Origin of the sequence: Parafrankia discariae (assembly GCF_000373365.1) — a bacterium.
Classification (GTDB): Bacteria; Actinomycetota; Actinomycetes; order Frankiales; family Frankiaceae; genus Parafrankia; species Parafrankia discariae.
Window position 1 is genome coordinate 31,869 of the sequence record NZ_KB891137.1, and the last position, 24,934, is coordinate 56,802.

The 24,934-nt window shown below is 75.0% G+C and carries 17 protein-coding genes, 1 pseudogene and 1 riboswitch; of the genes and pseudogenes, 9 read left to right on the forward strand and 9 right to left on the reverse strand.

The window, feature by feature from the left end:
* Window positions 1-75: 75 nt before the first annotated feature.
* Window positions 76-3,291 (reverse strand): aminomethyl-transferring glycine dehydrogenase, encoded by a 3,216-nt coding sequence (gene gcvP, locus B056_RS0107065; RefSeq protein ID WP_018501187.1) that lies wholly within the window; start codon window positions 3,289-3,291, stop codon window positions 76-78.
* A gap of 203 nt (window positions 3,292-3,494) precedes the next feature.
* Window positions 3,495-3,589: riboswitch (glycine riboswitch) on the reverse strand.
* Window positions 3,590-4,058: 469 nt separating this feature from the next.
* On the opposite strand from gcvP, the gene B056_RS0107075 reads away from it, so the two are divergent.
* A complete protein-coding gene (locus B056_RS0107075) occupies window positions 4,059-4,463 on the forward strand; it encodes a ChaB family protein (protein WP_018501189.1) in 405 nt (134 codons plus the stop codon).
* Window positions 4,464-4,637: 174 nt separating this feature from the next.
* Here the strand turns inward: B056_RS0107075 and B056_RS0107080 are convergent, their stop codons facing one another.
* Window positions 4,638-4,901: a hypothetical protein gene (locus B056_RS0107080; protein WP_076784653.1), complete on the reverse strand. Its 264-nt coding sequence runs from the start codon at window positions 4,899-4,901 to the stop codon at window positions 4,638-4,640.
* A gap of 286 nt (window positions 4,902-5,187) precedes the next feature.
* On the opposite strand from B056_RS0107080, the gene B056_RS0107085 reads away from it, so the two are divergent.
* From B056_RS0107085 to B056_RS0107100, 5 genes and pseudogenes are all read left to right on the forward strand, one after another.
* Complete coding sequence (locus B056_RS0107085) at window positions 5,188-5,982, forward strand: class I SAM-dependent methyltransferase (protein ID WP_018501191.1); 795 nt, start codon at window positions 5,188-5,190, stop codon at window positions 5,980-5,982.
* Entirely contained in the window at window positions 5,979-7,079 is a 1,101-nt protein-coding gene (locus B056_RS0107090) for an iron-containing redox enzyme family protein (RefSeq protein WP_018501192.1), read from the forward strand. The genes B056_RS0107085 and B056_RS0107090 overlap by 4 nt, the downstream gene beginning before the upstream one ends.
* A 95-nt stretch (window positions 7,080-7,174) precedes the next feature.
* Window positions 7,175-8,722, forward strand: a complete 1,548-nt coding sequence (locus B056_RS0107095; protein WP_026239424.1) for a serine/threonine-protein kinase — start codon at window positions 7,175-7,177, stop codon at window positions 8,720-8,722.
* Window positions 8,723-8,784: 62 nt separating this feature from the next.
* Window positions 8,785-8,916, forward strand: a pseudogene (locus B056_RS40345) (transposase); the annotation flags it as partial.
* Window positions 8,917-9,012: 96 nt separating this feature from the next.
* Window positions 9,013-9,690 carry an enoyl-CoA hydratase-related protein gene (locus B056_RS0107100; protein ID WP_026239425.1) on the forward strand — a complete coding sequence of 226 codons (678 nt, stop codon included), beginning with the start codon at window positions 9,013-9,015 and terminating at the stop codon, window positions 9,688-9,690.
* Between the two features lie 81 nt (window positions 9,691-9,771).
* Here the strand turns inward: B056_RS0107100 and B056_RS0107105 are convergent, their stop codons facing one another.
* From B056_RS0107105 to B056_RS0107125, 5 genes are all read right to left on the reverse strand, one after another.
* Complete coding sequence (locus B056_RS0107105) at window positions 9,772-10,980, reverse strand: amidohydrolase family protein (RefSeq protein ID WP_018501194.1); 1,209 nt, start codon at window positions 10,978-10,980, stop codon at window positions 9,772-9,774.
* A gap of 334 nt (window positions 10,981-11,314) precedes the next feature.
* Window positions 11,315-12,487, reverse strand: a complete 1,173-nt coding sequence (locus B056_RS0107110) for an acyl-CoA thioesterase (protein WP_154676888.1) — start codon at window positions 12,485-12,487, stop codon at window positions 11,315-11,317.
* A 187-nt stretch (window positions 12,488-12,674) separates the two neighbouring features.
* Window positions 12,675-15,113, reverse strand: coding sequence for a transglutaminaseTgpA domain-containing protein (locus B056_RS0107115; RefSeq protein WP_018501196.1), 2,439 nt, complete (start codon window positions 15,111-15,113; stop codon window positions 12,675-12,677).
* Window positions 15,110-16,723 carry a DUF58 domain-containing protein gene (locus tag B056_RS0107120; protein ID WP_018501197.1) on the reverse strand — a complete coding sequence of 538 codons (1,614 nt, stop codon included), beginning with the start codon at window positions 16,721-16,723 and terminating at the stop codon, window positions 15,110-15,112. Before B056_RS0107120 ends, B056_RS0107115 begins: the two co-directional genes overlap by 4 nt.
* Window positions 16,720-17,694 carry an AAA family ATPase gene (locus B056_RS0107125; RefSeq protein ID WP_018501198.1) on the reverse strand — a complete coding sequence of 325 codons (975 nt, stop codon included), beginning with the start codon at window positions 17,692-17,694 and terminating at the stop codon, window positions 16,720-16,722. Before B056_RS0107125 ends, B056_RS0107120 begins: the two co-directional genes overlap by 4 nt.
* Before the next feature lie 666 nt (window positions 17,695-18,360).
* On the opposite strand from B056_RS0107125, the gene B056_RS0107135 reads away from it, so the two are divergent.
* Window positions 18,361-20,022 carry a hypothetical protein gene (locus B056_RS0107135; RefSeq protein ID WP_020572359.1) on the forward strand — a complete coding sequence of 554 codons (1,662 nt, stop codon included), beginning with the start codon at window positions 18,361-18,363 and terminating at the stop codon, window positions 20,020-20,022.
* Window positions 20,023-20,053: 31 nt separating this feature from the next.
* Here the strand turns inward: B056_RS0107135 and B056_RS0107140 are convergent, their stop codons facing one another.
* Entirely contained in the window at window positions 20,054-20,857 is an 804-nt protein-coding gene (locus B056_RS0107140; protein ID WP_154676889.1) for an AMIN-like domain-containing (lipo)protein, read from the reverse strand.
* A gap of 175 nt (window positions 20,858-21,032) precedes the next feature.
* On the opposite strand from B056_RS0107140, the gene B056_RS0107145 reads away from it, so the two are divergent.
* Together B056_RS0107145 and B056_RS0107150 are read left to right on the forward strand one after the other, a co-directional pair.
* A complete protein-coding gene (locus B056_RS0107145) occupies window positions 21,033-22,697 on the forward strand; it encodes a serine/threonine-protein kinase (RefSeq protein WP_026239426.1) in 1,665 nt (554 codons plus the stop codon).
* 140 nt (window positions 22,698-22,837) lie between these two features.
* Complete coding sequence (locus B056_RS0107150) at window positions 22,838-24,223, forward strand: extracellular solute-binding protein (RefSeq protein WP_051105565.1); 1,386 nt, start codon at window positions 22,838-22,840, stop codon at window positions 24,221-24,223.
* 42 nt (window positions 24,224-24,265) lie between these two features.
* Here the strand turns inward: B056_RS0107150 and B056_RS0107155 are convergent, their stop codons facing one another.
* Window positions 24,266-24,823: a VOC family protein gene (locus B056_RS0107155; protein WP_018501204.1), complete on the reverse strand. Its 558-nt coding sequence runs from the start codon at window positions 24,821-24,823 to the stop codon at window positions 24,266-24,268.
* Window positions 24,824-24,934 lie beyond the last annotated feature (111 nt).

Below are 24,934 nucleotides of genomic sequence, written 5' to 3' on the forward strand. Positions count from 1 at the left end.
AGATACGGCGGAAGGTCCCCCCGCTACCCGGCGAACCTGGTAGTGGAGCGGCTCTCCGCTCGGCGACGCACGGCGTCAGGCCGGCGTCAGTGCAGGCCGGGGCACCCGCGGCGGCTCGGTCGTCACGTCGAACTCCTCCACCGGCGGGCAGGTGCAGACCAGGTTGCGGTCGCCGTAGGCGCCGTCGATGCGCCGCACCGGCGGCCAGTACTTCGCCGCGCGCAGCGACGCCACCGGGTACGCCGCCACCGACCGCGGGTACGGGTGCGCCCACTCGTCGCCGGTGACCATCTCCGCGGTGTGCGGGGCGTTGCGCAGCGGGTTGTCCTCCCGGGGCCACTCCCCCGCGCCGACCTTCGCCGCCTCCGCCCGAATCGCGATCATCGCGTCGCAGAACCGGTCGATCTCACCGAGGTCCTCGCTCTCGGTCGGCTCCACCATGAGCGTGCCCGCCACCGGGAACGACATCGTCGGCGCGTGGAAGCCGTAGTCGATCAGCCGCTTGGCGACGTCGTCGACGGTCACGCCCGTCTCCTTCGTCAGCGGCCGCAGGTCGAGGATGCACTCGTGCGCGACCAGGCCGTTGCGCCCCGTGTAGAGAACGGGGTAGTGCGGTGCGAGCCGGCGGGCGATGTAGTTCGCGTTGAGCACCGCCACCGAGGTCGCCTCGCGCAGCCCCGCCGCCCCCATCAGCCGGATGTAGGCCCACGGGATCATCAGGATGCCGGCCGACCCCCACGGCGACCCCGAGATCGGCCCGACCCCGGTCTCCGGGCCCGCCTCCGGGCGCAGCGGATGGTTGGGCAGGTAGGGCAGCAGCTTCTCCCCGACCGCCACCGGTCCGACCCCCGGGCCGCCGCCGCCGTGCGGGATGCAGAAGGTCTTGTGCAGGTTCAGGTGGCTCACGTCCGCCCCGAACCGGCCCGGCTTCGACAGCCCGACCAGCGCGTTCAGGTTCGCGCCGTCGACGTAGACCAGCCCGCCGGCGTCGTGCACCACCGCGCACGCCCGAGCGATGCCCTCCTCGTACACCCCGTGGGTGGACGGGTAGGTCACCATCAGCGCGGCGAGCGCCGGGGCGTGCTTCGCGGCCTTGGCGGTGAGGTCGTCCAGGTCGACGTTGCCCTCCGCGTCGCACGCGACGACGACCACCCGCATGCCGGCCATCGTCGCGCTCGCCGCGTTCGTCCCGTGCGCCGACGACGGGATCAGGCAGACGTCGCGCGCCTGGTCTCCCGCCGCGGCGTGGTCACGGTGGTAGGCCCGGATCGCCAGCAGGCCGGCGAGCTCACCCTGGCTGCCCGCGTTCGGCTGCACCGAGACGCCGGCGTACCCGGTGATCCGGGCCAGCCACTCCTCCAGGTCCCGGATCATCGACACGTAGCCGGCGGCCTGGTCCAGCGGGGCGAACGGGTGGATGTCGGCGAAGTCCGGCCAGGTGACCGCGGCCATCTCGGTCGTCGCGTTGAGCTTCATCGTGCAGGAGCCGAGCGGGATCATGCCGCGGTCCAGCGCGAAGTCGACGTCGGCGAGCCGACGCAGATAGCGCAGCATCGCCGTCTCGGACCGGTGCGCGTGGAACACCGGATGCGTCAGGTACGGCTCGTCCCCGGCACGGATCAGCGCCGCCGGGAGGAGCGGGCCCGCCACCGGGGCGGCGCCCGCGGCCGGCCCGTCCGCGCCGCCCACGCCGAAGGCGGACCAGACCGCCCGCAGGTCCGCCGCCACGGTCGTCTCGTTGCAGGAGACACCGACGTGGTCGCCGTCGACGAGGCGCAGGTTCACCCCGTGCGCGAGCGCGTCGGCGACCACCTCGGCCGCGCGCCCCGGCACCCGGGCGAGCACCGTGTCGAAGAACCCGTCGTGGACGATCTCCACCCCGCCGGCCCGCAGCCCCGCGGCCAGGCTCACCGCGTGCCCGTGCACCCGGGCCGCGATCCCGGCCAGCCCCTCGGGGCCGTGGTAGACGGCGTACATCGACGCCAGCACCGCCGGGAGCACCTGGGCCGTACAGATGTTGCTGGTCGCCTTCTCCCGCCGGATGTGCTGCTCCCGGGTCTGCAGGGTGAGCCGGTAGGCCGGGTTGCCGGCCGCGTCCACCGAGACCCCGACGAGCCGGCCCGGCAGCGTCCGCTCCAGGCCCGACCGGACGGCCAGGTAGCCGGCGTGCGGGCCACCGAAGGACAGCGGCAGCCCGAAGCGCTGGGTGCTGCCGACCGCGATGTCCGCGCCGAGCGCGCCCGGCGAGCGGACCAGGGTCAGCGCGAGCAGGTCCGCGGCGACCGTCACCATGATGTCGCGCTCCCGGGCCTGCGCGATCACGCCGCGCAGGTCCCGCACCTCCCCGGCGGCGCCCGGGTACGACAGCAGCACGCCGAAGACGTCCCCGAGCACCTCGGCCGGGGCGGCCGACGCGGCGATCCCGGCGGTTCCGGCCGATCCGGCTGGTCCGACGGTTCCGGCTGGTCCGGCGGTGGGCTGCTCGCCCGGGGCCGGGGACGGCCGTCCGGTGAGCCCGTCGCGGAGGTCGACGACGAGCACGGTGATGCCGAGCGCCTCCGCCCGGGTCCGGACCACCGCGGTGGTCTGCGGCAGGGTGTCGGCGTCGATCAGGAACGTCGAGCGGCGGCCGCGGGCGGCCCGATGGGCGATCTGCATCGCCTCCGCCGCCGCGGTCGGCTCGTCCAGCAGCGAGGCGCCGGCCACGGCGAGCCCGGTCAGATCGGTGATCACCGTCTGGAAGTTCAGCAGGGCCTCAAGCCGCCCCTGGGAGATCTCCGGCTGGTAGGGCGTGTACGCCGTGTACCAGGCCGGGTTCTCCAGGACGTTGCGCTGGATCACCCCGGGCAGCACCGCCGGGTGGAAGCCGAGACCGATCATGGAGGTGACCCGCCGGTTGTACCCGGCCAGCCCGTGCAGCTCGGCGAGCACCTCGGTCTCGTCGACGGCCGGCGGCAGGTCCAGCTCGGTGTCCCGGATGGCCGCCGGCACCGCCGCATCGGTCAGCGCCGTCAGCGAGCCCAGCCCCAGCAGGTCGAGCATCGTCCGGCGGTCGGCCTGGTCCGGGCCGATGTGCCGGTCGGTGAACCGCGGGACGAACCCGGCCGGCAGCGCGGGCACGGCGGACGGCGTGGGCCCGGCGGGCTCCGGGCGTGGCGCGGCCTGCCGGGCCCGCGTGTCGGTGCCGTTTCCGGACGCCGAGCCGGGGACAATCTCCCTGACCTCTTCCGCCGTCGCGGCGGCGGAGGCGGTACCGGAAATCGGTGACTCTGCGGTGGTCTCGATGGTCATCGCGCGCTCCGGAGGTCGAGCGACGCGAGAGAGACCCCCGCGACCGGTGGTCACGGCGGCACTCCCGCGTCGCGGCGGGCCTCCCCCTCTGTCATCGGCCTGAGAGCTTCGCCGGCTGGCCGAGCCACCCGGGGGCTTCCGGGAGACACGGCGGCCGGCTTGCACCGTCGGCGGGACGCTCGCGCGTCCGCTTTTCAGAGTCGCCTGACCCGGCGGTCTTGGGCCTGAGAGTTTGCGGGGAGTTCTTGCTCCTTCGGCGCCCCGGGACAACGGCCCGGAGCTCTCCCGCACGGGTGTGAGCGGCGCGATGTGAAGTTGTCAGCCCGCAACGAACGGGCTGTCTGCTGGCAAGGCTAATCGGCCTCGGTCCCGACGGCCAGCGATCCCGGTGATTCCGAAACCGACACGAAACACCAGGTGAGCCAAGGTGAGAACTGCCTCACACCCAGAGCTCCGGCGCCCCGCGGCCACGCCTCCCGTGCTTGGCGAAGACCGGTTCACACACCGTGGGGCTCACGGCCGTGCGATTCACAGGCCGTGACCGGGGAACTGTCATCGAGGCGACGACCGGGCCGCCGGCGGCCGGAAGATCCGGGCCGCGGGCGGCGGCCGGAAGCCGCGGCCATGACGGTGGCCGAGGACCGTCGGACGATGAGGCCGGCGGGACGGCCGGCCGGCGAAGGAGGGAAAACAGGATGGCCCGAGGGACGAAGTCCAGGAAATCCGCGAGGAACGGCACGAACGCGAAGCGGGCGAGAACGGCGCGCATGCGCGCGGACGTCCCCTCCACCGTCGCCCGTTCCGACGACAAGGCCGTACGCACCTGGAAGGAGACTCACGACTCGGCGGTCGAGAGCTACGGCGAGGGTGCGCGCGCACACCGCACGGCGTTCGCCGCGCTCAAGCACACCCACGAGAAGGTCGGGGACAGCTGGACCCCCAAGGAGGGCGGCCGCCGCGGGCCCTCCGACGAGCAGGCCGCGCGCCCCACCGGGAAGGCGCCGTCCGACCCGCTCCCCACCGCCGAGGGCGTGGACGAGAAGGCATCCGTGAAGCACCTGCGGGAGATCGCCCGCCAGCTCGAGATACCGGGCCGCTCGACGATGAACAAAGCCGAGCTGATCGAGGCGGTCCGGAAGGCGAACCGGCGGGCCACCGCGGCGGCCCGCTGACCGGCCCACCGGTCGGTCCGGGCTGAACCGGCCGGTTCTGAACCCGCCGGTTCGGGCCACCGGCGCCGGTCGCCGATCCGGGATCATCTGTCGGGCGATCATCTGTCGGGCCGGTCAGGCCGGGAGTCTGTCCGGGATTTCGGGAGTCTGTCCGGGATCCCCGGGCCGGGATCGTCAGTCCGGCTTTTTCGTGTCGCGGAACTTCGCCGCCTCCACGTCGCTGCGCGCGCCGCCCCGCTCCCCCGCGAAGAAGGACTCGGCGAGGCGGTCGTGCGAGGTCTGGTCCGTCACCTGGCGGGCCATCTCCTCGTCCGAGAGCCCCTGCCCGGCCGGCGCCGTGCGGGTGGCGGCACGGGCACCCGGCCGGGCCTCGCGGGCGGAGGTCCGCGCTGGCTGTCCCGTCCTGGTCCTCGTGTCGTTCCTGGCCTGTTGCCCCATACTCGCCCTCCCGAGGTCCGTCCGGCCGCACCCACCTGCCGGCATCCACCAGTTCCGGTGGCCGATCACCGCGGCCGGGACGAGCCGGCCGCGATCCGGCCACTGTCGACATGCCCGGACCGTGCCCTCATCACCCCTGCTCGCCCTCGCCCATCCGTGGCGGCACACGGGTTTTCCCAGGGCACGGACGGACATGTAGGCCACACCGGCCGCGGACGCGACGAGCCCCCGAGCGGCTGGACCCCGAGCGCGCTCCGGCGAAGGGCCGCGCGACGAGAGGCGGACCATGTCCTTCTACGACAAGGTCGAGTCGACGTTCTACGGCTGGTGCGTGGAACGCCTGCTGACCACCACGGAGCACGGCGGACGGCTGGCCGGCGGGGTCCTGGAGATCGGCTCGGGGACGGCGGTGCCGGTGGTGCGGGCGCTGCTGCGCTCCGGCTCCGGCACCCGGGTCCACGGATTCGAACGCGACCCGCGGGCGGCGGCGACGGCGCGGCGCGCGATCGGGCGCACACCGCTGCGCAACTACGTCGTGGACGAGGGCGACTTCTTCACCGCGGTGCCGACCGCCGCCCAGCGCTGCGTGATCGGGAATCCGCCGTATCTGCCGGCCAAGCCGGGCACGGCCTGCGCGCCGGACCTGTGGGGCGGGCCCCGCGGCGCCGAGGTGACCCAGGCGGTCCTGGCCTGCGAGCTCGACCTGGCGATGCTGATCGTCTCCTCGATCGCCGACCCGCTCGGCGTGCTCCGGTTCGCCCGCGACCGGGGCTACTCCGTCCTCGACTGGATGGTCACGCCGGTTCGCTTCGGGCGGTTCTGTCAGGACTCCGGAGTCCGCGCCCGCATCGGCGACCTCGCCGCCCGCGGTCAGGCGTTCCTCGCCCCGCACTCCTACCTGATCGCCGGGGTGACCTGGCTGCGTGACGGCGGCGCCCGGGACCAGAGCGCCGTGCTGGCGGACGTCCTGCGCACCGCCGGCCGGGCGGCCGGAGTCGCCGACCCACCACCCCGGGCCGAGTGGGCTGAGCAGGTTGAGCAGGCGGCGGGAGTGCCGGCCGGGACGGCTGGCCGTCGATGAGGACCGGGTGGCCTCCGGATCACACCGCGGGCTACGGGACCGTGTTCGCCCCCGCGGTGCTCGAGGCGCCGCCGCTCCCGGTTCCGCGCGGCCCCCTCTCCGCGTACCTCGTCGAGCTGCTCGGCGGCGGCGTCCGACCCGCGACCGGCTGGCCGGAGCCGGCGGACGACGCCCTGTTCGGCGAGGACGGGGCCCTGGCGCTGTACTGCCTGTACGAGCTTCACTACCGGGGCTTCCACGGGGTCGACGACCGGTTCGAGTGGGAGCCCTCGCTGCTCGCGCTGCGGGCGGAGCTCGAAGGCGACCTGGAGCGCCGCCTGGTCGACCTGGCCGGCCCGGACCTCCGTCGCGCGGGAGACAGCGCCGCGGGAGACGCGACCGCCGAGGACATCGCCGCGGGACTGCGTCAGGTGATCTCCCAGCCGGGCGGCCGTTCCCTGTCCGGGCGCCTCGTCGAGCGGGGCAGCCTCGAACAGTTCCGCGAGTACGCGACGCACCGCTCGCTCCTCCAGCTCAAGGAGGCCGACCCGCACACCTGGGCCGTCCCCCGCCTCACCGGTGCCGCCAAGGCGGCGCTGGTGGAGATCCAGGCGGACGAGTACGGCGGGGGCACCGAGCGGGACATGCACCAGAACCTCTTCGGCCTGACCATGCTCGACCTGGGCCTGGACCCCTCCTACGGCGCCCACGTCGACCGGCTGCCCGGACACACCCTGGCCACCGCCAACGTCCCGAGCTTCTTCGGCCTGCACCGGCGGTGGCGGGGCGCGCTCGTCGGGCACCTGGCGGTCTTCGAGATGACGTCGGTCGAGCCGATGGGCGCCTACGCCGCGGCCCTGCGGCGGCTGGGCCTGCCCTGGAGCGCCCGGCACTTCTTCGAGGTCCACGTCGTCGCCGACGCGCATCACCAGAGTCTCGCGGCGGAGTCCCTGGCGGGTGGCCTCGTCCGGGCCGAGCCGGCGCTCGCCGGCGACGTCCTGTTCGGGGCCCGGGCGACCATGGCCGTCGAGGGCCACTGCGCGGAGAACATCCTCACCGCCTGGGACCGCGGGGGTACGGCCCTGCTCCCCATCCCGGGAGAAGCGGTCGCCCGGTAGCGGGACAACCGGCCGCGACACGGCACGATGTGTGCCGCATCACCCCGTGTAGCGTGATCGAGGTTGGCTCCCGTCCCGGGTGGAGGACATCCGCCATGATCAGTGGATATCGATTCCTCCACGACATCGGCCACGGTGGGTTCAGCACCGTCCACCTCGCCGAGCAGGAGATCTTCGACCGGCGGGTGGCGGTCAAGATCATGCACGCCGATCTGCGTGATCCGGACGCGGAGCGCCGTTTCGTGCGGGAATGCCGAGCGACCGGGCGCCTCACCGGGAATCGCCACGTCATCACGGTGTTCGACGCCGGGACGACGTCCGATCACCGGCCCTACATCGCCATGGAGTACTTTCCCGGCGGCACGCTCAGCCAGCTGCTGCGCGAATCAGGGCCGCTGCCCGTCCGGGAGGCGGTCGCGCTGATGATCCCGATCACCCGGGCGCTCGGCGCGGCGCACCGGCACGGCATTCTGCACCGCGACCTGAAACCCGCGAACATCCTGCTGCGCGGGCCCGGCGACCCGGTGCTCAGCGACTTCGGCATCGCCAGCGTCGGCGAGGGCGCCGACGCGGCCACGGTCTCGGCCGCGTTCACCGCCGGATACGCGGCGCCGGAGGTGATGCTGGGCGAACAGCCGGAGATCGCCTCGGACGTCTTCGCGCTCGGCGCCACGCTGTTCGCCCTGCTGAACGGCTCCACCCCGTTCCCAGGGCGGACGGTCGTGCAGATCGTGGCACGCATCCAGGCCGACGACATGGAGCCGACCGCCCGGGAGGACATCCCCGCGCGGCTGACGGACCTGCTGCACCGGATGCTCGCCGCGGAGCCCGCGCGGCGGCCGGGCACCGAACAGATCGCCGCCGAGCTCGACGCCGTCCTGGCCGCCGTGGGCACACCCGCCGGGCCGCCCCCGGATGCCGCCGATCGGGTTCCCGGCCGGCCTCCCGGACAGCCATGGCCGCCACGGCCGGCGCATCCACCGCGGCCGCCGCGCCGGACGACATCGCGGCGACGGGTCCCGCCGCGGTGGGTGCTCCTCGCCGGGCCGGTGGCGCTGCTGGCGCTGGCGGCGCTGGCGGCGGTGCTGCTCGTCGTGCTCACCGGCGGCGGTGCGGACCGGGCCGACGGCACGTCACCGTCGGTCGATCCCGGGACCGCGCAGCCGGGCACGCCCCCGGGAGCCGGCCTGACGACCGGGCCGACGCCGCCCCCCGGTCCGTCGTCGGCGCCCGGCGGGAGCACGGCGGGGGCCTCGCCGGTCCCGGCGGGATCCTGCGGGTATCAGGCGGCCACGGCGGCCGACTACCGCGACCGGCGGTTCGAGGAACGGTTCATGTGCGCGACCAGCGTCGACTCCCCCGTCTACGCGAACGTCGCCACCGATGACGGCCAGCCGCTCGACGACTCCGGGCTCATGCGCGCGTCCACCACGGTCTGGGTGATCTGCCAGCTGGACGGGCGGCCGAACCCCGTCCTGGGCGGGAAGACGAACACCTGGTGGCTCTACACCCAGGGTGACCTCGCCCGCCCGAACGCCTTCGGGTACACCGGGAGCTGGGGCTACCTGCCCGCGACCGCGGTGCGTGACAGCGTCCAGGGCGAGCCGGTCAGCGGCGTCCCGGCCTGCCCGGGACCACTCTGAGACACGCCTGGTGCGTCGGACCCGGCCGACCGACGATATTGACGTCCTCCCCGGCCCGAAGCCAGGTCAACCAGCACCTCATCCACGGCCACTTCTGGTCACCGTCCTACCCCGCAGCCTCGGCCGGAGGCACCCCACCGGCACTCGTACGCGACTACATCGAGGAGCAGCGGCAACCAGCCCCGACCCGCTGACCCCACCCCGGAGGACGGGGCTTGCGCGCTAGGTTTTCCTGGTCAGCACGAGCACGCCCGGCGCCCGGCCGGGGCGACTACCCGAGGAGCGCGCACGTGGCAGGACTCGACCGCGATGGTGACGTGTTCGTCCTGAGCCTGGGCGACGGGGAGAACCGGCTCAACCCGGCCGCGGTCGCCGCCATCAACGCCCGCCTCGACGAGGTGACCGCCGCGACCGGACCGAAAGCGCTGGTCACGACCGCCGAGGGCAAGTTCTGGAGCAACGGGTTCGACCTCGCGTGGATGACCGCGAACCCCGGTGAGATCGGGCCGTTCATCCAGTCGGTACGGGTGCTGTTCGCGCGGATGGTGACGCTGGCGCTGCCGACCGTCGCCGCGGTCGGCGGGCACGCCTTCGGCGCCGGCGCCGTCCTGGCGCTGACCCACGACCAACAGGTCATGCGGGTCGACCGGGGCTACTTCTGCCTGCCCGAGGTCGACGTCGACATCCCCTTCAGCCTCGGGATCACCGAGCTGATCCGGGCCCGCATGCCGGTGCGCACGGCCCACGAGGCGATGACGACCGGCCGCAGGTACGGCGGGGACGACGCGCTCACGGCCGGCATCATCGACGGCGTCGCCGACCAGGAGAAGGTCCTGGCCACGGCGATCGCGATGGCCCGCCCGCTCACCGGCAAGGCGTCGCGGACGCTGGGGACCATCAAGTCGCGGCTCTACGCGACCGCGGTCGCGGGCCTCGTGTCGGGCGAGGCCGTCGAGGTCCCGGTCTGACCGACGGGCCGAGCCGGCGGTCCACCCGGTGGCCCGCCGGTTTGCACAGTGGCCCGCCGGTTTACGCTGCGATCCGCCGGTTTACGCGGTGATCGCCGGCCAGTCGGCGCCCCGCGGGAGCGGGTGCCGGAACAGCCTCGCGGCGTTGCCGCCGGCGATCATCACGGCCTCGTGCCGCGGGAGGTCGGCGAACCGCTTGCGCAGCAGCTCCTGCGAGCCCGGCCAGGTCGAGTCGGCGTGCGGGAAGTCCGTCTCGAACAGGATGTGATCGATCCCGATCAGGTGTCGCTGGTCGAGCGTGCCGGGATCGTCCAGCATGCAGAAGTAGAAGTTCCGGCGCAGCGCCTCGCTCGGCGTCACGTCGTACGTCCACGGTGTGCCGCCGCTGCCGGAGTGTTCCAGCACGTAGTCGAGCCGGTTGATCGCCATCGGCACCCAGCCGATGCCACCCTCGCTCAACGCGATCCTGAGGTTCGGGTAGAGCGCCGGAATGCCCGCCCACACCCAGTCGACGGCCGCGCAGAACGCGCCCGCCGGGAACAGCGACGTCTGCACGTTGAGGCCGCCGCCGGGCGAGCCCTGCAGGACGAAACCACTCGCGCCGCAGTGCAGCGAGATGACGGTGTCCGTCTCCTCGCACGCCTTGAAGAACGGCTCCCAGTGTTTGTGATCGGTGATCGGCGGCAGTTTGAGCAGGTGCGGCGACTCGAGGAACGACACCGACGTGAAACCGAGCTCGGCGTTGCGACGGATCTCCGCGGCGGCGACCTTCGGGTCCTTGAACCAGGGCAGCTGCATCGGGATGAAACGCTCCGGGTACGCCCCGTGCCACTCCTCGATCATCCAGCTGTTCCAGGCCCGGACCGCGGCGAGCCCGACCTCCTCGTCGTTGTTCATCGACAGCACGCGGCCGGTGAAACCCCAGGCCCCGGAGGGGAAACACAGCGACGCCCAGATGCCGTCGAGATCCATGTCCTTCACCCGCGCGTGGACGTCCCACGCCGACCGGCGCATCTCACCGAAGTTCAGCGGGTCGAGGGTCCACTGGGACTGCGGGCGCCCGGCGACGACACTCATCCCGTTGTCACGGTAGAGCCGGTCCCGGTAGACCCAGGCCTCCGAGCCGTCCGGGGTCGTGATCACCTGGGGCGCCTTCTCGCGCAGGTGCGCCGGGAACCGCCTGACGAAGATGTCGGCGGGCTCGGTCAGATGATCGTCCACCGAGACGATCGAGTAGCTGCGCTCCTGCGGCTCCGGGTCCGCAAGCAGCTGCCAGTCCGGCCTCGGCATGGTGCGCTCCTAGTTTCGCCGATCAGACGCGCCAGCGATTGTTCGCGAGCGTTTACTCTCTACGAGAGTAGCCGCACCCGCGACCGCGCGACGTCGAACCCGGGCCGGGATCCGGTTCCCCGGCCGGGTGCTGAGGCCCGGGGCCGGGGCCGGGCCGCCCCGAAACGAGTTGCCTCACCCGCTCCAGACGCCACTCAGCCAACACACATCAGCCCACGCCGCCTCGGAACAGGACCGGGGTTGAGCTGAGGGCGGGGCGGCCAAGGGGTTGGGGGCGCAGTGGAGGGAGCTCTGGGTAGGGGGCGCGGTTCGGGGATCGATCGTGGGGCGGATCTCAGCCGAGTGTCAGTTCCTGGGCGGTCGAGGCGACCAGCAGGCCGTCCTGGTTGAAGAAGGTCGCCCGGGTGAACGTCCGCGGGCCCGCGCCGGACGGGGTGTCCTGGACGAGGAGCAGCCACCAGTCGGCCCGGAACGGGCGATGGAACCAGGCGGCCTGGTCGAGCGCGGCCGCCCGGAGCGATTTCCCGCCGAACGGCGTGCGGACCCCGCGGGCGGCCCCGCCACCGCGGGTCTCAGCCGCCCCGACCGCGCGGATCTCGTGGGTGGCGGAGGCCTCGTAGGTGGTGCGGTCGCTCCGGCGGGTGGGCGGCTGCCGTTCGACGGCGGGCCGCGGCGACCCGTTGGCGAGGGCGGCCGCGGCGTGGTCGGCGATGTAGGTGAGCGCGCCGGCGTGCAGGTGCTGGTCGTCCGCCAGACCCGCGACGAGGCGCACCCAGGCGATCGGGCGCACCGGTCCGTTCCCATCAGGCCGGGCGCCCCTGCCCGCGGGACCACCTCCAGCGGACCCTGGGCCAGCGGACCACGGACCAGCGGACCCTGGACCAGCGAGGGAGCCCGAGCCCGCCACGGAGCCCGGACCGACCGCTCGCCCAGGACCGGTCACGTAACCCGGCCCGGCCACCGGGCCCGGGCCGACCACAGGGCCCGGGCCGGCGGCGGTTCCCGGACCGGCCACCGGCCGCAGATCGACGAGCAGGTCACCAGGATCGCGGGGGTCGCCACACCAACGTTCAAGGGCCTCGGGGGGCGGCACGCGGGGAGCGCGCAACTGGTGTCCGCCGCGCCAGTCCCGCCGGTACGACAGGTGCATCACGCAGACCACCTCACCGGCCTGCACCCCTGTCACCCGCCGGGTCGCGGACGTGGCCCCGTCACGGACCCGGTCGACGAGGTAGACGACCGGGTGGTCCTCGCGCGCGGGGCGCGGGAACTGGGCCTGCACCGAGTGCAGCGGGTACTCGGAGACCGTCCGGCCGGCCGCGAGCTGCGCCTGAACGGCGACCTGCCCCGGGTGGACGGGCACGCCCTCGGTACCGCCCCGGAAGACGTCGCGGTCGACGGCCTCGATCGCGGCGACGCGGCGAAAGGTGGGCGCGGCGCCCCGGGCCGGCGGCCCGGGGGTGGCGCCGCGCACGACCCGGTCCACGGTTATCCGCAGTGGGGTCATCCGAACCTCGCGGACCAGCCCCGGCGTGCTCCGCCGCTGTAGCCCGCCCGGTTCACCAGCTCGCCCGTCCAGACCAGACACCCGCCCGTCCGGACCTGGAGACCAGTGATCTCGGGCTGGTGGGCCGTCCGGTGGGCGTTGCGGGCGGGCGGCGCCCCGGGTGGGGTCGAGGTCGGGGATGCCGGGGTCAGGCCGCCGGGGCAAAACGCTTCCCGTCCGAGACCTGCCCGGCCGGCGGGCTGCCCGCATTGGACAGCCCTGGGTCGGTGCCGGGGTCACGCGGCCCCCGCGGGTCCCCCGCCGCCCCGGTCGGCGGGTCTCCCGGTTCCCGCGAGGCCCGGGCGTCGCGCAGCCGGCGGAACTCGGTGGCCACGGTGCCCGGTGCCAGCGCCCGGCGAATCCGCCGGCGGCGCGTCGTGTGCTCACGCAGGGCCCGTTCGAACCGGTCGAGGAGGCGGCAGGCCTCGTCCGCGGCGCGGCGGCCGGGGGTGCCCTCCCATTCCACCGCGGTCGCGGGCGCGAACAGGGCGAGGGTCACGATGTCAGCCAGCTCACGGACGGCCGTCTCGCCGGACGGCCCCACCTCGGCCGCGGCGAGCCGGGCGACCTCGGCCGGACTCGCCGCCGCCGGGACGGCCCGGCCCGCGTCGGCGAGCGCGTCGACGGCCTGCCGCCAGGCGCCGACCACCCTACTCCGGGGCTGGCCGGTGCGGCGCAGGCGGCCCCGCCGGATCGGGGGAAGCGCGCCGGCGAGCGCCAGGTACAGCGCCGCGGCGCCGGCGACCACCAGAAAACTCCCGATGGCCCATCGGGGCCAGGCACCCGGACCGGGCGACGAGGCCGCCGGTGTGGAGTCCTCCGCGGCCCGGGTGGGCGGTACCGCGGTCTCGACCGCGGAGCGCAGCGCGACGTCGATCAGTTCCGCCTGATCGGGGCTCTCACCCGGGTTCGACCCCGCCACGCTGGCGCCGCGGGCGTCCGCCGCTGGTGGGGTGGGGAAGAACGGCAGCCAGCCGGCACCGTCGAACCGCACCTCGGCCCAGGCGAGCGCGTCCGCGCCGCGCACTGTGCGGGGCTGGCCTTCCGTGGTGGGGGGCGCGGTGAATCCCACGGCGAGCCGGGCGGGCAGCCCCAGGATCCGGGCCGCGAGGACGAAGGCGGTCGCGAACTGCTCGGACGTCCCGCGGTGGGTGTGGGCGAGGAAGTGGTCGAGGTGCCCGTACGAGTGTCCGGGCGGGACGGCCGGGTCGAAGGTGAAGGTCGCGCTCAGGTACTGCCGCAGCAACGCGGCCCGCTGGAACGGGGTGCTCCCCCGGGCGGTCGCGATGTCCGCCAGCCGGGCCAGGATCGCCGGCGGATCCGCGGGTACCTCGAGGTCGGGATCGGACCCGCCCGCTCGGGCGGTGCCGGCGTCGAGCCTGGGAAGATCTGCCGGCGCGGGCCGGGGGGCCGGCTCCGAGGTGATCTCATAACGGTCGCCGGGCAGCAGCGGATGATCGTTCAGCAGCGTCCCGGTGCCGGGATCGACCCGGACCCCCGCCGGGGCCCCCACCAGCCGCCCGTCCGAGGGAAGGATCCGCCCGCCCAGCCCGGCGATCTCGATGACCTGCCGCACGTCGCCGGGAATGGAAGTACCGGTCGGGTCACCGGCGGGGGTCCGGGATGGGGATGACGCCGACCCGGCCCGGACGAAACGGGCGGTCGACCGCCACTGGGCGCCGTCGTACGAGTCGAGGACGGCGAGCCGGAGAGTCACCGGGTCGGCCGGGGCCGGCCCGTGGACGTCGGTCCGGAAGAGCACCTCGTCCGGATGGGCGGTCCAGCCGCCGAGCGCGCTGAGCGGGCTCGGCTCGGTCTGGCTCACCGCGGGTGTCGCGCGGTGGGCCCGGGGGTCGACCGGGTCCGGGCCGCCGGCCCGGGTCACGGCCGTGCCGGCGAGCACGCCGACCAGGACCACGATCAGGGTCGCGCCGCCCCGGCGCGCGAGCTCACGGCGCGGGCCGCGACGCACGGGCCGGGGTGCTCTGATCATGAGGAACAGCGCGGTCAGGGCGGCCAGGGCACCGGCCCGGGCCAGGTTGTCCCCGCGGGCGGGGACGGCCAGCGCGGTCGCGGCGAGGAGGGCCGTGGCGGCGGGGAGAGCCGGGGTGAGCGCCGCGCGGGTCCGCACGGTGAGCTCGGCACCGAGCGCAGCGGCGATCCAGGTGGGGGCGAGCGCGACGATCAGCAGGTCGGGGTCCGCCGGGGCGGGGACTCCCAGGTCGAGGACCCGGGCCCACCCGTCGACGACGCCTGTGCGGACCACGTCGAGGCGGGCCATGAGATCGCCCGATCCGGCGGCGACGGTGTAGGCCGACCAGGCTACGAAGCCGGCCAGCCACACGGGCACGGTCAGCACCGGCGAGACCGGGCGGCCGCGCCGGGAGAGCGCGCCGACGAGGACGACCGGCAGGACCGCAGCCACCGGCAGCAGCACCCACAGGTCCCGGGTCGGGAAGAGGCGGGTGAAGCCCGTTCCGGCCACCAGGGCGAGGGCGGCGACGACGGCCAGCGCGGCGATACGGCGCGGACCCGTCCCACTCGGCGCGAAGGCGGCCCGGCGGCCCGGCGCTTCGGCGCCGCTCACGATCCGCCGCCCGCTCCGCGCCCGTTCCCGGGCCTGGATCCGGGGCCGGCGCCGAAGCCGGGACCGGCGCCGGCGCCAGCGCCAGCCCTGGCGCCGGCCGACGCCAGGGAGGCGACCGGTAGCAGCGATGCCGCCAGGTCCGGCTGGGTCTCGGCCTCGCCCCATCCCGCTGGACCGGAGCCGGCCGAGGCCGATCCCGCAGGGGCCCTCTCCGTGGAGTCCGTTCCCGTCGGCCCCGTGCCCGCCCGGCCCGCGGGGGCCGGTGCCCGGGGCGGCAGGGGTGCGGCGGGCCAGACGTCGGTCAGGTCCGTGGGTGAGCTCAGATGGATCATCCGCACCCGACTCGAACCGGTCGGTCCTGTCGAGCGGCTGGGGTCCGCGGGGGCGACCGGGCCGCCCCGTTCCGCGCGGGCCCGGGCCACCGCTGCCGCGTTCGGGCGCAGGCGTGGGCGGTCGTCGAGGGCACGCCGGCCCCGGGCCAGTGCGGCCGCCTCGCTGCGCGGACCCATCCGCAGCACGATCACCTGGCCGAACACGTGGGCCACCGGGGCGAGTGCCGCTGCCGCGTCCCGGCCGAGCGCGCCGGTCACCAGGACGAGCGTGCCGACGGGCCCGCGGCGCAGGGTGCGCAGGACATCCAGAGTCACTCCCTCGTCCGGCCGGACGTCCGCCAGCTCGTCGAGGAGGGACTCGGCGTCCGTGGAGCGTCGGCGACCGGTCATCCGCACCCCGCCCGAGGTGACCAGGCGGACGCCGTAGGAGTTGCCGGCGCAGGCGAGCACCGCGGACGCGGCGACGTCGACGGCGTCCTCGAAGACGGCTGCCCCGACCGGGCCGGGTGGGTAGGCCCGCCGTCGGGTGTCCAGCACGACGGTCGAGGCGGGCTCACTGGGGTCCAGGTGCGTTCGGACCATCAGCGTGCCCATCCGGGCGCTGGCGGCCCAGTGCACCAGCCGCAGGTCCTCTCCGGGGGTGTACTCGCGCAGGGTGTGGAACATCAGCCCGCCGGACGCGCCCCGTCCGCTCTGCCCGTCGGGGTCCCGGGCCGGAGCCGCCGGCGGCGGGACCAGCGGGTGCGCGCGCGGGCGGACCCGCAGGGTGAGAACCGTGCCGAGGTACTGGCGGCGGTAGGCCAGCCCGAACGGATCAGACCGGTGCACCTGTGGGGGTCCGATCCGGCGGACTCCCCGCACCGCGGTGTCGAGCGGCAGGACGATCTCCCGGCTGGTGCCCCCGCGCAACGGACGGATCTCCACGGCGGCCCAGCCGGCCTCGGCGGGTTCCTCGCCCGGCTGGGCCGGTTCGGCTGGCAGGCGTAGGGCGAACGGAGGAGACGTCCAGCGGGAGTGGTTCACGATCGAGATGACCAGGGCGGCGTCGTCCCCGCGGGTGACCGCGCCGGGGGTGACCCGCGAGGTGACGGTGACGCGCGGCGGCCGGGCCACCGCGGCCACCGCGACGAGCAGCGCCGCCCCGCCGGCACCGGCGAAGACGGCGAGCTCCGCGTAGCGCAGGAGCACCGCGGCGAGGGCGCAGGCGGCCGTCGCGGCGAGCAGCCCCCACGCGGCGGGCGTGAACCCCGGCGGCGTCCGGGGGGTCGGCTCGCTCACGCGCCCACGAGGCGGCGGGGCGAGGGGACCGCGTCCAGGACCTCGGCGACGACGTCCTCGGCGGTCACCCGGCGCAGCTCGGCCTCCGGGCTGAGCACCAGCCGGTGGGCGAGCACCGGACCGGCGAGCGCCTTGACGTCGTCGGGGGTGGCGAACGCGCGTCCGGCGGAGGCGGCGCGGACCTGCGCCGCGCGCAGCAGCGCCACGCTGCCGCGCGGGCTCGCGCCGAGCCGCAGCACGTCGTGCCTGGTCCGGGTGGCGGCGACGACCTGCACGACGTAGCGGCGCACCGCCGGCGCCACGTGCACGGCCAGGGTGCGCTCGGCGTGGGCGACGACGTCCTCGGCGCGCATCACCGGGCGGAGGTCCTCGACGCGCCGGCCGACCTGGCGGCCCTCGAGGATCTCCAGCTCGGCGTCCAGGGTGGGGTAGCCGATGCGCAGCCGCATCAGGAAGCGGTCGAGCTGGGCCTCGGGGAGGGCGTACGTGCCGTCCATGTCGACCGGGTTCTGGGTGGCGATGACCATGAAGGGCAGCGGGACGGGGTAGCGGGTCCCGTCGACGGTGACGCGCTGCTCCTCCATGACCTCGAGCAGGGCGGACTGGGTCTTCGGCGAGGCGCGGTTGATCTCGTCGGCGATGACGAGGTTGGTGAAGACGGGGCCCGGGCGGAACGCGAACTCGGCGGCCCGCTGGTTGAAGACGTTGGTCCCGGTGATGTCCGCGGGCAGCAGGTCGGGGGTGAACTGGATGCGGTGGCAGCCCGCGTTCACCGAGGCGGCGAGGCTGCGGGCGAGCGTCGTCTTGCCCAGGCCGGGGACGTCCTCGACCAGCAGGTGGCCCTCGGCGAACAGGCAGATCACCGCGAGTTCCACGGCGGTGCGCTTGCCTCGGATCACCCGCTCGACGTTCGCCACCACGTCGTCGAACGCGACCGCGAACGGGACGCCCCGATCCGCCTCGACCGTCATGCCGAACCTCCCGCTGGTGAGGCCTCGCGTGATGTGGCGGGCCGCGCCGGTCGAGGGGGAGCGACCGACGCGGCCCGCCGCGGGCGGCGGGGGGTGCCGCCCGGGAACGGCTCGGCTCCTGGCGCGCCTCCCGCGATTGGCCGCCAGTGCCCACCGGCACCACCGGCCAGCACCACCTGGCGGTGCCGCTGGCGACCTTTACCGCGGCGTCGCTGCCACGGAACCGAACCGTTCCGATGCAGTAGACGACCGAGTCGCCTGATTCGTTGTCCTCCGCCCGGAAACTATTGTGCGAATCGTGACGAGGGTTACGTCGCCCTCACGCGCGCGGGCGCGCATCCGCAGATCACCGAGGAACGATCCGGCCACATCCGACGGAAGATGTCACGCTTCGGCCAAGTTCTGTCGCAACCAGTCGGGGAGGCAGCGCGTCAGACCTGTTGACGGGCGACATCGAGGGTCGCGGGCCTCCGGGGGCCACCGCGAGCCCGACCCGGGTCACGACGGAAGAACAATCAGATGACAACCATTTGTTGTCTTTGTTGTGCCTTCCGGTCGTGCCTGGCGGCCCGTCGCCGACCTCCGCCCGGTCACCCTCCGGCCGGGCGGAGGCCTCGGTCAGCGCTCCGAAAGAGCCACGCCCCGCACCCGAGCCGCCCGGCCCGGGTGATCCGCCCGCCCACGGAACCGCGACGCCACTGGAGGTCCACGATTCCCGGCAGCTGGCGGCGTCTCCCGTGGCAGCCCTCCTGGCGGTTCACCCGGCGGGTCACTCGGTGGTTCCCCGGGCCGAAGCACGGCGGGCGGGCCCGCGCCGGGCTGGGCGCGTTGCTCCTCTGCGCCGCGGCGGCCCTGGTCGCGACCGGGCGCGGGGCCGCGCCCACCGAGCTCGAACTCACCGACGGCGGCGTGTGGCTGGCCACCGCGAGCACGGGCACCCTCACCCATCTGAGCGGGCCGGCCGGGCTGGCCGACGCGGCGGTCACCGTGCCCGGAGCCGTCGGGCGTGATCTGACTGTCGCCCGCGCCGGCTCGGCGGTCCTCGTGGCCGACCCCGGTTCGGGCCAGGTGCACCTGGTCGACCCCGCCCGGCTGGCCGCCGTCCGCTCGGCGGATCTGGGCCCCGGGGTGACGATCGTCAGCTCGCCGGCGGCGGCCTACGCGGTCGACCCGCGCTCCGGGCAGGTCCGGCGGCTCGCCCGCGACGACCTCGCCGGCGCCGGCTCCGTCCTGGAACTCCCCCCACCGCTGGGGCGCGCGGCGCTGACCGACGACGGGACGCTGTGGGTGCCGGTCCGGTCCGCGGGGACGGTCGTCGCCCTACGGGGCGGCGCCGCGGCGCCGCCCCGCCCGGTCGCCCCGCCCGGCAACGCCGTCGACGTGGTCCTCGCGGGCGGGCGCCCACTCGCCGTGGACTCCACCGCCGCCACCGTCACCATCCTCGGCACCGGACGGGTGATCGCTCTGCCGCCCGCCGGCCCGCCCACCGGCCCGGCCGGTGGACCACGCCCCGACCTGCTGGCGCCGCCTCGCACGGACGGCGGCCCCGTGCCCCTCCTCGACCCGGCCACCCGCCGGCTGTTCCTCGTGGACGTCGACCACGACGCCGATCCGGGCCCCGGTCAGCGCGCCGACCAGGGGACCGGTGCGGGCACCGGTCCCGGCACCGGCCAGGGCTCGGTGACCACGGTGACCATTCCGACCATCCCCGGATCGGGTCAGCTCGGCGCACCGGTGGTCCACTCCGGTCACGGGTACGTGCCGGACTCGGCGCTCGGCGTGGTGCTCGACTACGACATCGCCCGCGGTGGCTTCGCCGATCCGGTGCCGGTCGCCGTGCCCGCCGGCCACCCGCGGCTCACGGTGACCGTCGACGGCGACCAAGTGTGGATCAACGACCTGGCCGGGCCGGACGCCGTCCTGATCGACGCCCGGGGACGGACGGCGATCGCCAAACAGCCGCCGGACCTCGCCGGCCTGGCCACCGAGGCGGCCCGCCCGCTCCCGCCGGCGCCGCCGCTGCCGACGGGCCGGCGACCGGCGGCGTCCCGGCCGGCCGGGACGGCCGGTGATCCAGGGCCGATCACGCCGACCGCGCCGACCGCGGGACCCGCCCAGCCGGGGACGGCCGCGCCGCGGACCACCTCCACCGGGCTGCCGACACCACCCGGTCGGACCACGCCCGAGCCGACCACCGCACCACCGCCCTCACCCCCGCCGACCGGACCGCCGCCGCGGACGACGCCGCCTGACGGCACGCCGCCGCTCCCCTCGCCGACCGTCGCGCCCCGGCCGACGTCCACCCCGCTCGGGGTGGACGTCGGCTGATCGGCCCGCGACCGGGACCGACGTCGGCTGATCAGCCCGCGAAGTCGATCGCCAGCCGGGCGGGGTCGCGCAGCTCGACGACGCGGAAGCCCACCCGGGAGCCGAGTCCCACGCCGAGGTGCACGTAGCCCTCGTAGTCACCGGCGAGCGCGTAGCTGACCAGCCCGGACAGCTCACCCCCGGTCGGCGGGGTGGTCAGCGTGGACTCCCCCGCGGCGCCGTGCGCCACGGCCGGGGTGACGACGACCTCGAACGTGACCGGGCCACGCAGCGGCAGCGGCGCCCCGGAGCCGGGACGGATCACCTCGTCGACGTAGCCGGCGGTGTAGCCGGGCAGGCCGCCGCTGAACTCGAGCACGAGCCGGTCGTAGGCGGCGCCCCCCTGCACGTTGCGCGCGGCGCGCAGCGCGACCAGCCGCGCCGGCGGCGTCACCGGGTGTTCGACGCGCACCTCGCGCGTCCCCCAGGTCGACGGCACCGCCGCCGGCCCGGCGGCGCCGTCATCCCCGGCCGTTCCGGACGGCCCGTCCGCTCCGGGAGTACCGGCGGGGTCGGCCGAGGGGGACCCGCCACCCGGGGCGGACGGGGCCGCGTTGGTGCGCGGGGCCGGCGCCCCGTCCGGGCCCGCTCCCCCCGAGCCGTCGCCGCAGGCGGCGAGCGTGGTGAGGGCGGCGCCGAGCAGGACCGCCAGCACGGCGGTTCCACCCCGGGTGAGGCGGTGGGGGGCGAGCCGGCGGTCGGGGGCGGGACCGCGGGCGGCGGGCCCGCGGGCGGCGAAGACATGGGCGGCAAGACGACTGGGGGTGAGGCGGTGGGGGGTGGGAGAGCGCTCCACTAGGGCCTCCGGGACGGACTGGCGGGAACAGGGCGATATCCGCAGTGTGGGCCGCACCCGATGAAAATCAATGCCGTCCCACCTGCGGAAACGGGTGTCGCAGTACGATCCGCTCAAAATCGCGCCGGGAAGTCCGGACGGTGGCCTGGTCTGGGGCTTTGGGGGTACGCGGACCGTGAGCACGAGCGGCGTTGAGGTCCAACCCTCGCGACCAAGCGACCCCGTCTCGCTGGGACGGCACCGGGTACTCGGCCGTCTCGGCGCCGGCGGCATGGGCGTGGTCTACCTGGCCGAGGGCCCGTTCGGCCGGGTCGCGGTGAAGCTCGTCCGCGAGGAGCTGGCCGACGACCCGGACTTCCGCCGCCGGTTCCAGCGCGAGGTCCAGGCCTGTTTCCGGGTGGGCGGCGCGCACACCGTCCGCCTGGTCGACTTCGAGCTGGACGCCGACCGGCCCTGGCTGGCGACCGAGCTCGTCGACGCGCCGAGCCTGTCGACCCACGTCCGGTCGGCCGGCCCGCTCGGCCCGGACGAGCAGACGGTGCTCGCGGCCGGTCTCGCCGACGCGCTGGTCTCGATCCACGCGGCCGGGATGATCCACCGTGATCTCAAGCCGTCGAACGTCCTGTGGACGGCGCACGGACCGAAGGTCATCGACTTCGGCATCGCCGCGGCGGCCGACGCCGCGGCGATCACCCTGAGTGGGCAGTTCGTCGGCACTCCCGGCTGGCACGCCCCGGAACAGGTCTCCGGCGCGGAGGCGACTCCCGCCGCCGACATCTTCGCCTGGGGCGCGCTGCTGTGCTTCGCCGCGACAGGTGAGGCGCCGTTCGGCACCGGGCCCGGCGCGGCGGTGCTGCACCGGGTGCTGGCGGCCGAGCCTTCCACCGACCTCGAACGGATCCCGCCGGGGCTGCGCCGGCTCGTGACCGGCGCGCTGGCCCGCGAGCCGGCGGACCGGCCCACCGCCGAGGCCCTGTTCACCGAGCTGGTGGGTTCGCTGCCCGACGGCGCCGACGGCTCGGCCACCCGGTTCCTGCAGACCCAACCGGCGGTGGCGGCGACGCCGCCCTGGTCGGCGACCGTCCCACCGCCCGGCGCCCGGGACAGCTCGGCGCCCGGCGAAGGGGACGGCCCGGCGCCCGGCCGGTCGACGTCCGACCAGGCCCGGCCCGGGTCCCCGCCGTCGGGGCGACCAGCGCCGCCGGGGCGGACGGGGCAGGGACCGCGGAAACCCGAGAGACGACGCGGGCGGCGCCGGCTGGTGATCGCGCTCGTGGCGGCCGTGGTCGTGCTGGCCGCGGGCGGGACGGCGGCCGCGCTGCTGATCGGCGGAGGCGACGACGGCGCGTCCGACACCGTCTTCACCGCCGACGCGCCGTGGCGGCTGCGGATCTCCGACGAGATCCAGGGTTCCGACGACACCGGCTGCGCGGTCACCGTCACCGACACCGCGACGGGCGACAGCCGTTCGATCACCGACGTCTACGGCGAGAAGATCTACCAGGTCTCGCAGGTCGGGACGTTCCGCTTCGGGGCGGACCACCCGGGCTGCGTGGTCCAGGGCCTGGAGACCGCGGGTGACGCGTCGTTGCCGTTCGCGACCGTCCCGTACGTCGGTGACACCGAGGCCTTCCGCACCGAGGGCACGGTCACCGTCGAGGTCGTCGACTTCGGCGGCAGCGAGGACTGCGCCCTCGAGCTCCACTCGGCCGCCGACGGCCGGCTGCTCATCTTCGGCACCGCCCGCCCGGACAGTCCCAGGATCACGTTGGACGCCGGTGGCCCCGACCAGGTCTATCTCGCCGAGCCGCCCTGCGGGCTGCGGGTCCTCCCCGGCTGAGCGCGCCGGTAGGAGCGCCCCGATCGGGCGGCGGCCCGTGCTTTCAGCCCGGTCCAAGACGATGCTGTCACCGACAGGAACCGGGCACCCACCGCGGACCGGGGGCATGCCCACCGAAGGGAGCGACGATGCTCGGGAACATGTCAGAACCCCGCCCACGACACCGGGACCCACGGCGTCCGGGCCCGTTGGCCGCGCTGCTCGCCGGGACGGTCGCGGCCGGCCTGCTCGCGGGCTGCGGCGGTGGCTCCGGGACGGCCGCCGACCCGGCCGAGAGCCTGCGCCCGACGGCCCGGCCGGCGACCGCGGGCGTGGACGACGTGGCCGGCGCGAAGGCGTCGCCGGAGTGCGCCGCCGCGGTGAAGACACTGCGGATGTTCGCCCTGGGGTCGCTCAACGACGCCGCGAAGTCCGGCAAGGCGTACATGGAGCGGGCCCATCCCGGCCTGACCGTCGAGATCACCGCCGACGCGACCGGCTACCCCCAGCTCGTCCAGCAGATCAGCGCGGACCGGGCCGCCGGGCGCCCGGCGGACGTCGCCGTCGCCGGCTTCGACCTGCTGCCGACCTTCGCCGACAAGCTCGGCGCGCAGCCGCTGTCCCCGCGGCTGCTGCGGGCGTCCTACGACCAGCGGTTCCTGCCGCTCGGTGAGTACGGCGGGCGGCTCGTCGCGGTGCCGCAGCAGGTGTCCACGCTCGCGCTCGTCTACAACGCGGACGTCCTGGCGAAGGCCGGGGTCGACCCGAAGTCGCTGGGCACGACCACCGGGGTGCTCGCCGCGGCCGAGCGGATCAAGGCCTCCGGCCAGGGGATCCAGCCGATCGACCTGCCGACGGGCGGGTTCGCCCAGTGGTACCTGACCACGCTGACCAGCTCGAAGAACACCCCGGTGCTGAAGGCGGACGGCCAGCCCGACCTGACCAGCCCGGCCGCCCGCGAGGCCGCCGCGTTCCTGGCCAGGGTGGGCACCTACGGAACACAGTCGAGTGACCCGACCACCCAGGGCCTGCTGCGCTTCGGCATCCGGCACGAGACGGCGATCAGCGCGGTCACCCTGCCCTCGCTGGCCGCCGGGCTGCGCTACGTCCGGGGTCAGGGCGCGCAGGGCTTCAAGGTGGGTGTCGCCCCGTTCCCGACGCTGCCCGGGGGCACGCAGCATCCGGTCGCGGGCGGCAACGGGCTGTCCGTGCTGGCGACGGACCGCTGCCAGCGGGAGATGGCCACCGAGCTGATCGTCGCGCTGCTCGCCCCGGACGTGATCGCCGCCGGCACCGAGGCGTTCAGCTTCCTGCCGGTCGACACCGAGGCGAAAAAGCGGCTCGCGCCGTTCTACCGGGAGTTCCCGGAGCTGACCCAGTTCGACGCGCTGGTGCCCGCTCTCGTCCAGGCGCCGACCTGGGGCGGGGAGCGCGGCGGCGAGGTCCACGACGCGCTGAACGACGAGGTGGTCGCGATCATGACGGGGGCCGACCCCGGCACCACCCTCACCGAGGCCCAACGGAAGATCGCCACCCTGGTGCGGTGATCTTCCGCCGGGCAGGCGGGTGAGGGTGGGGAGGCGGGACGGTCAGGCGCCGAGGGCGCGGACGGGGTCGGTGCCGTCCCAGCCCTCGGCGGCGGCGCGGACGAACTTGGCCATGCCCTCCGTCGCCGGGGTCAGCTCCATGATCTCGATGATCGTCGCCGGGCCGGCGGGCGGCTCGAAGTAGGCGTAACGGGTCGCGCCGTCCTCGCCGCCGCCGGTCCAGACGATCGGCCAGCCCGCGGCCTCGATCGCGGCGATGGTGGCCTCGAAGTCCGGGGCCCACCAGGCGAGCTGGTGGAAGCCCTCCTTGCCGGAGTCGAGGAACTCGGTGTAGATGCTGGGCGCGTCGCCGTGCTGCTGGATCAGCTCGACCTGCAGGTCACCGGTGTTGGAGAAGGCGACCGACATGGTCACCTCGCACTCCTCGCCGCGGAAGAGCCCCGCCTGCGGGTGCTGCCGCAGCACATACCAGGGGCCGACGCCCAGGCTGAGCCAGGAGGCGATCGCCTCGTCGATGTCGCGGACGATGTAGCCGATCTGGCGCGCCACACCGGGCAGGACGTCCGGGTTGACGGTGGTGGGCGGGGTGGAGGTGGGCACGGGTCCGCTCCTCGGCTCTGGCGCGGCTCCGGTCGGACCCGCGGGCTTGGGGTTACCGGGACCAGATCCACAGCAGCGGCCAGTCCCGCCGACGCCGGGGAACGCTAGCGG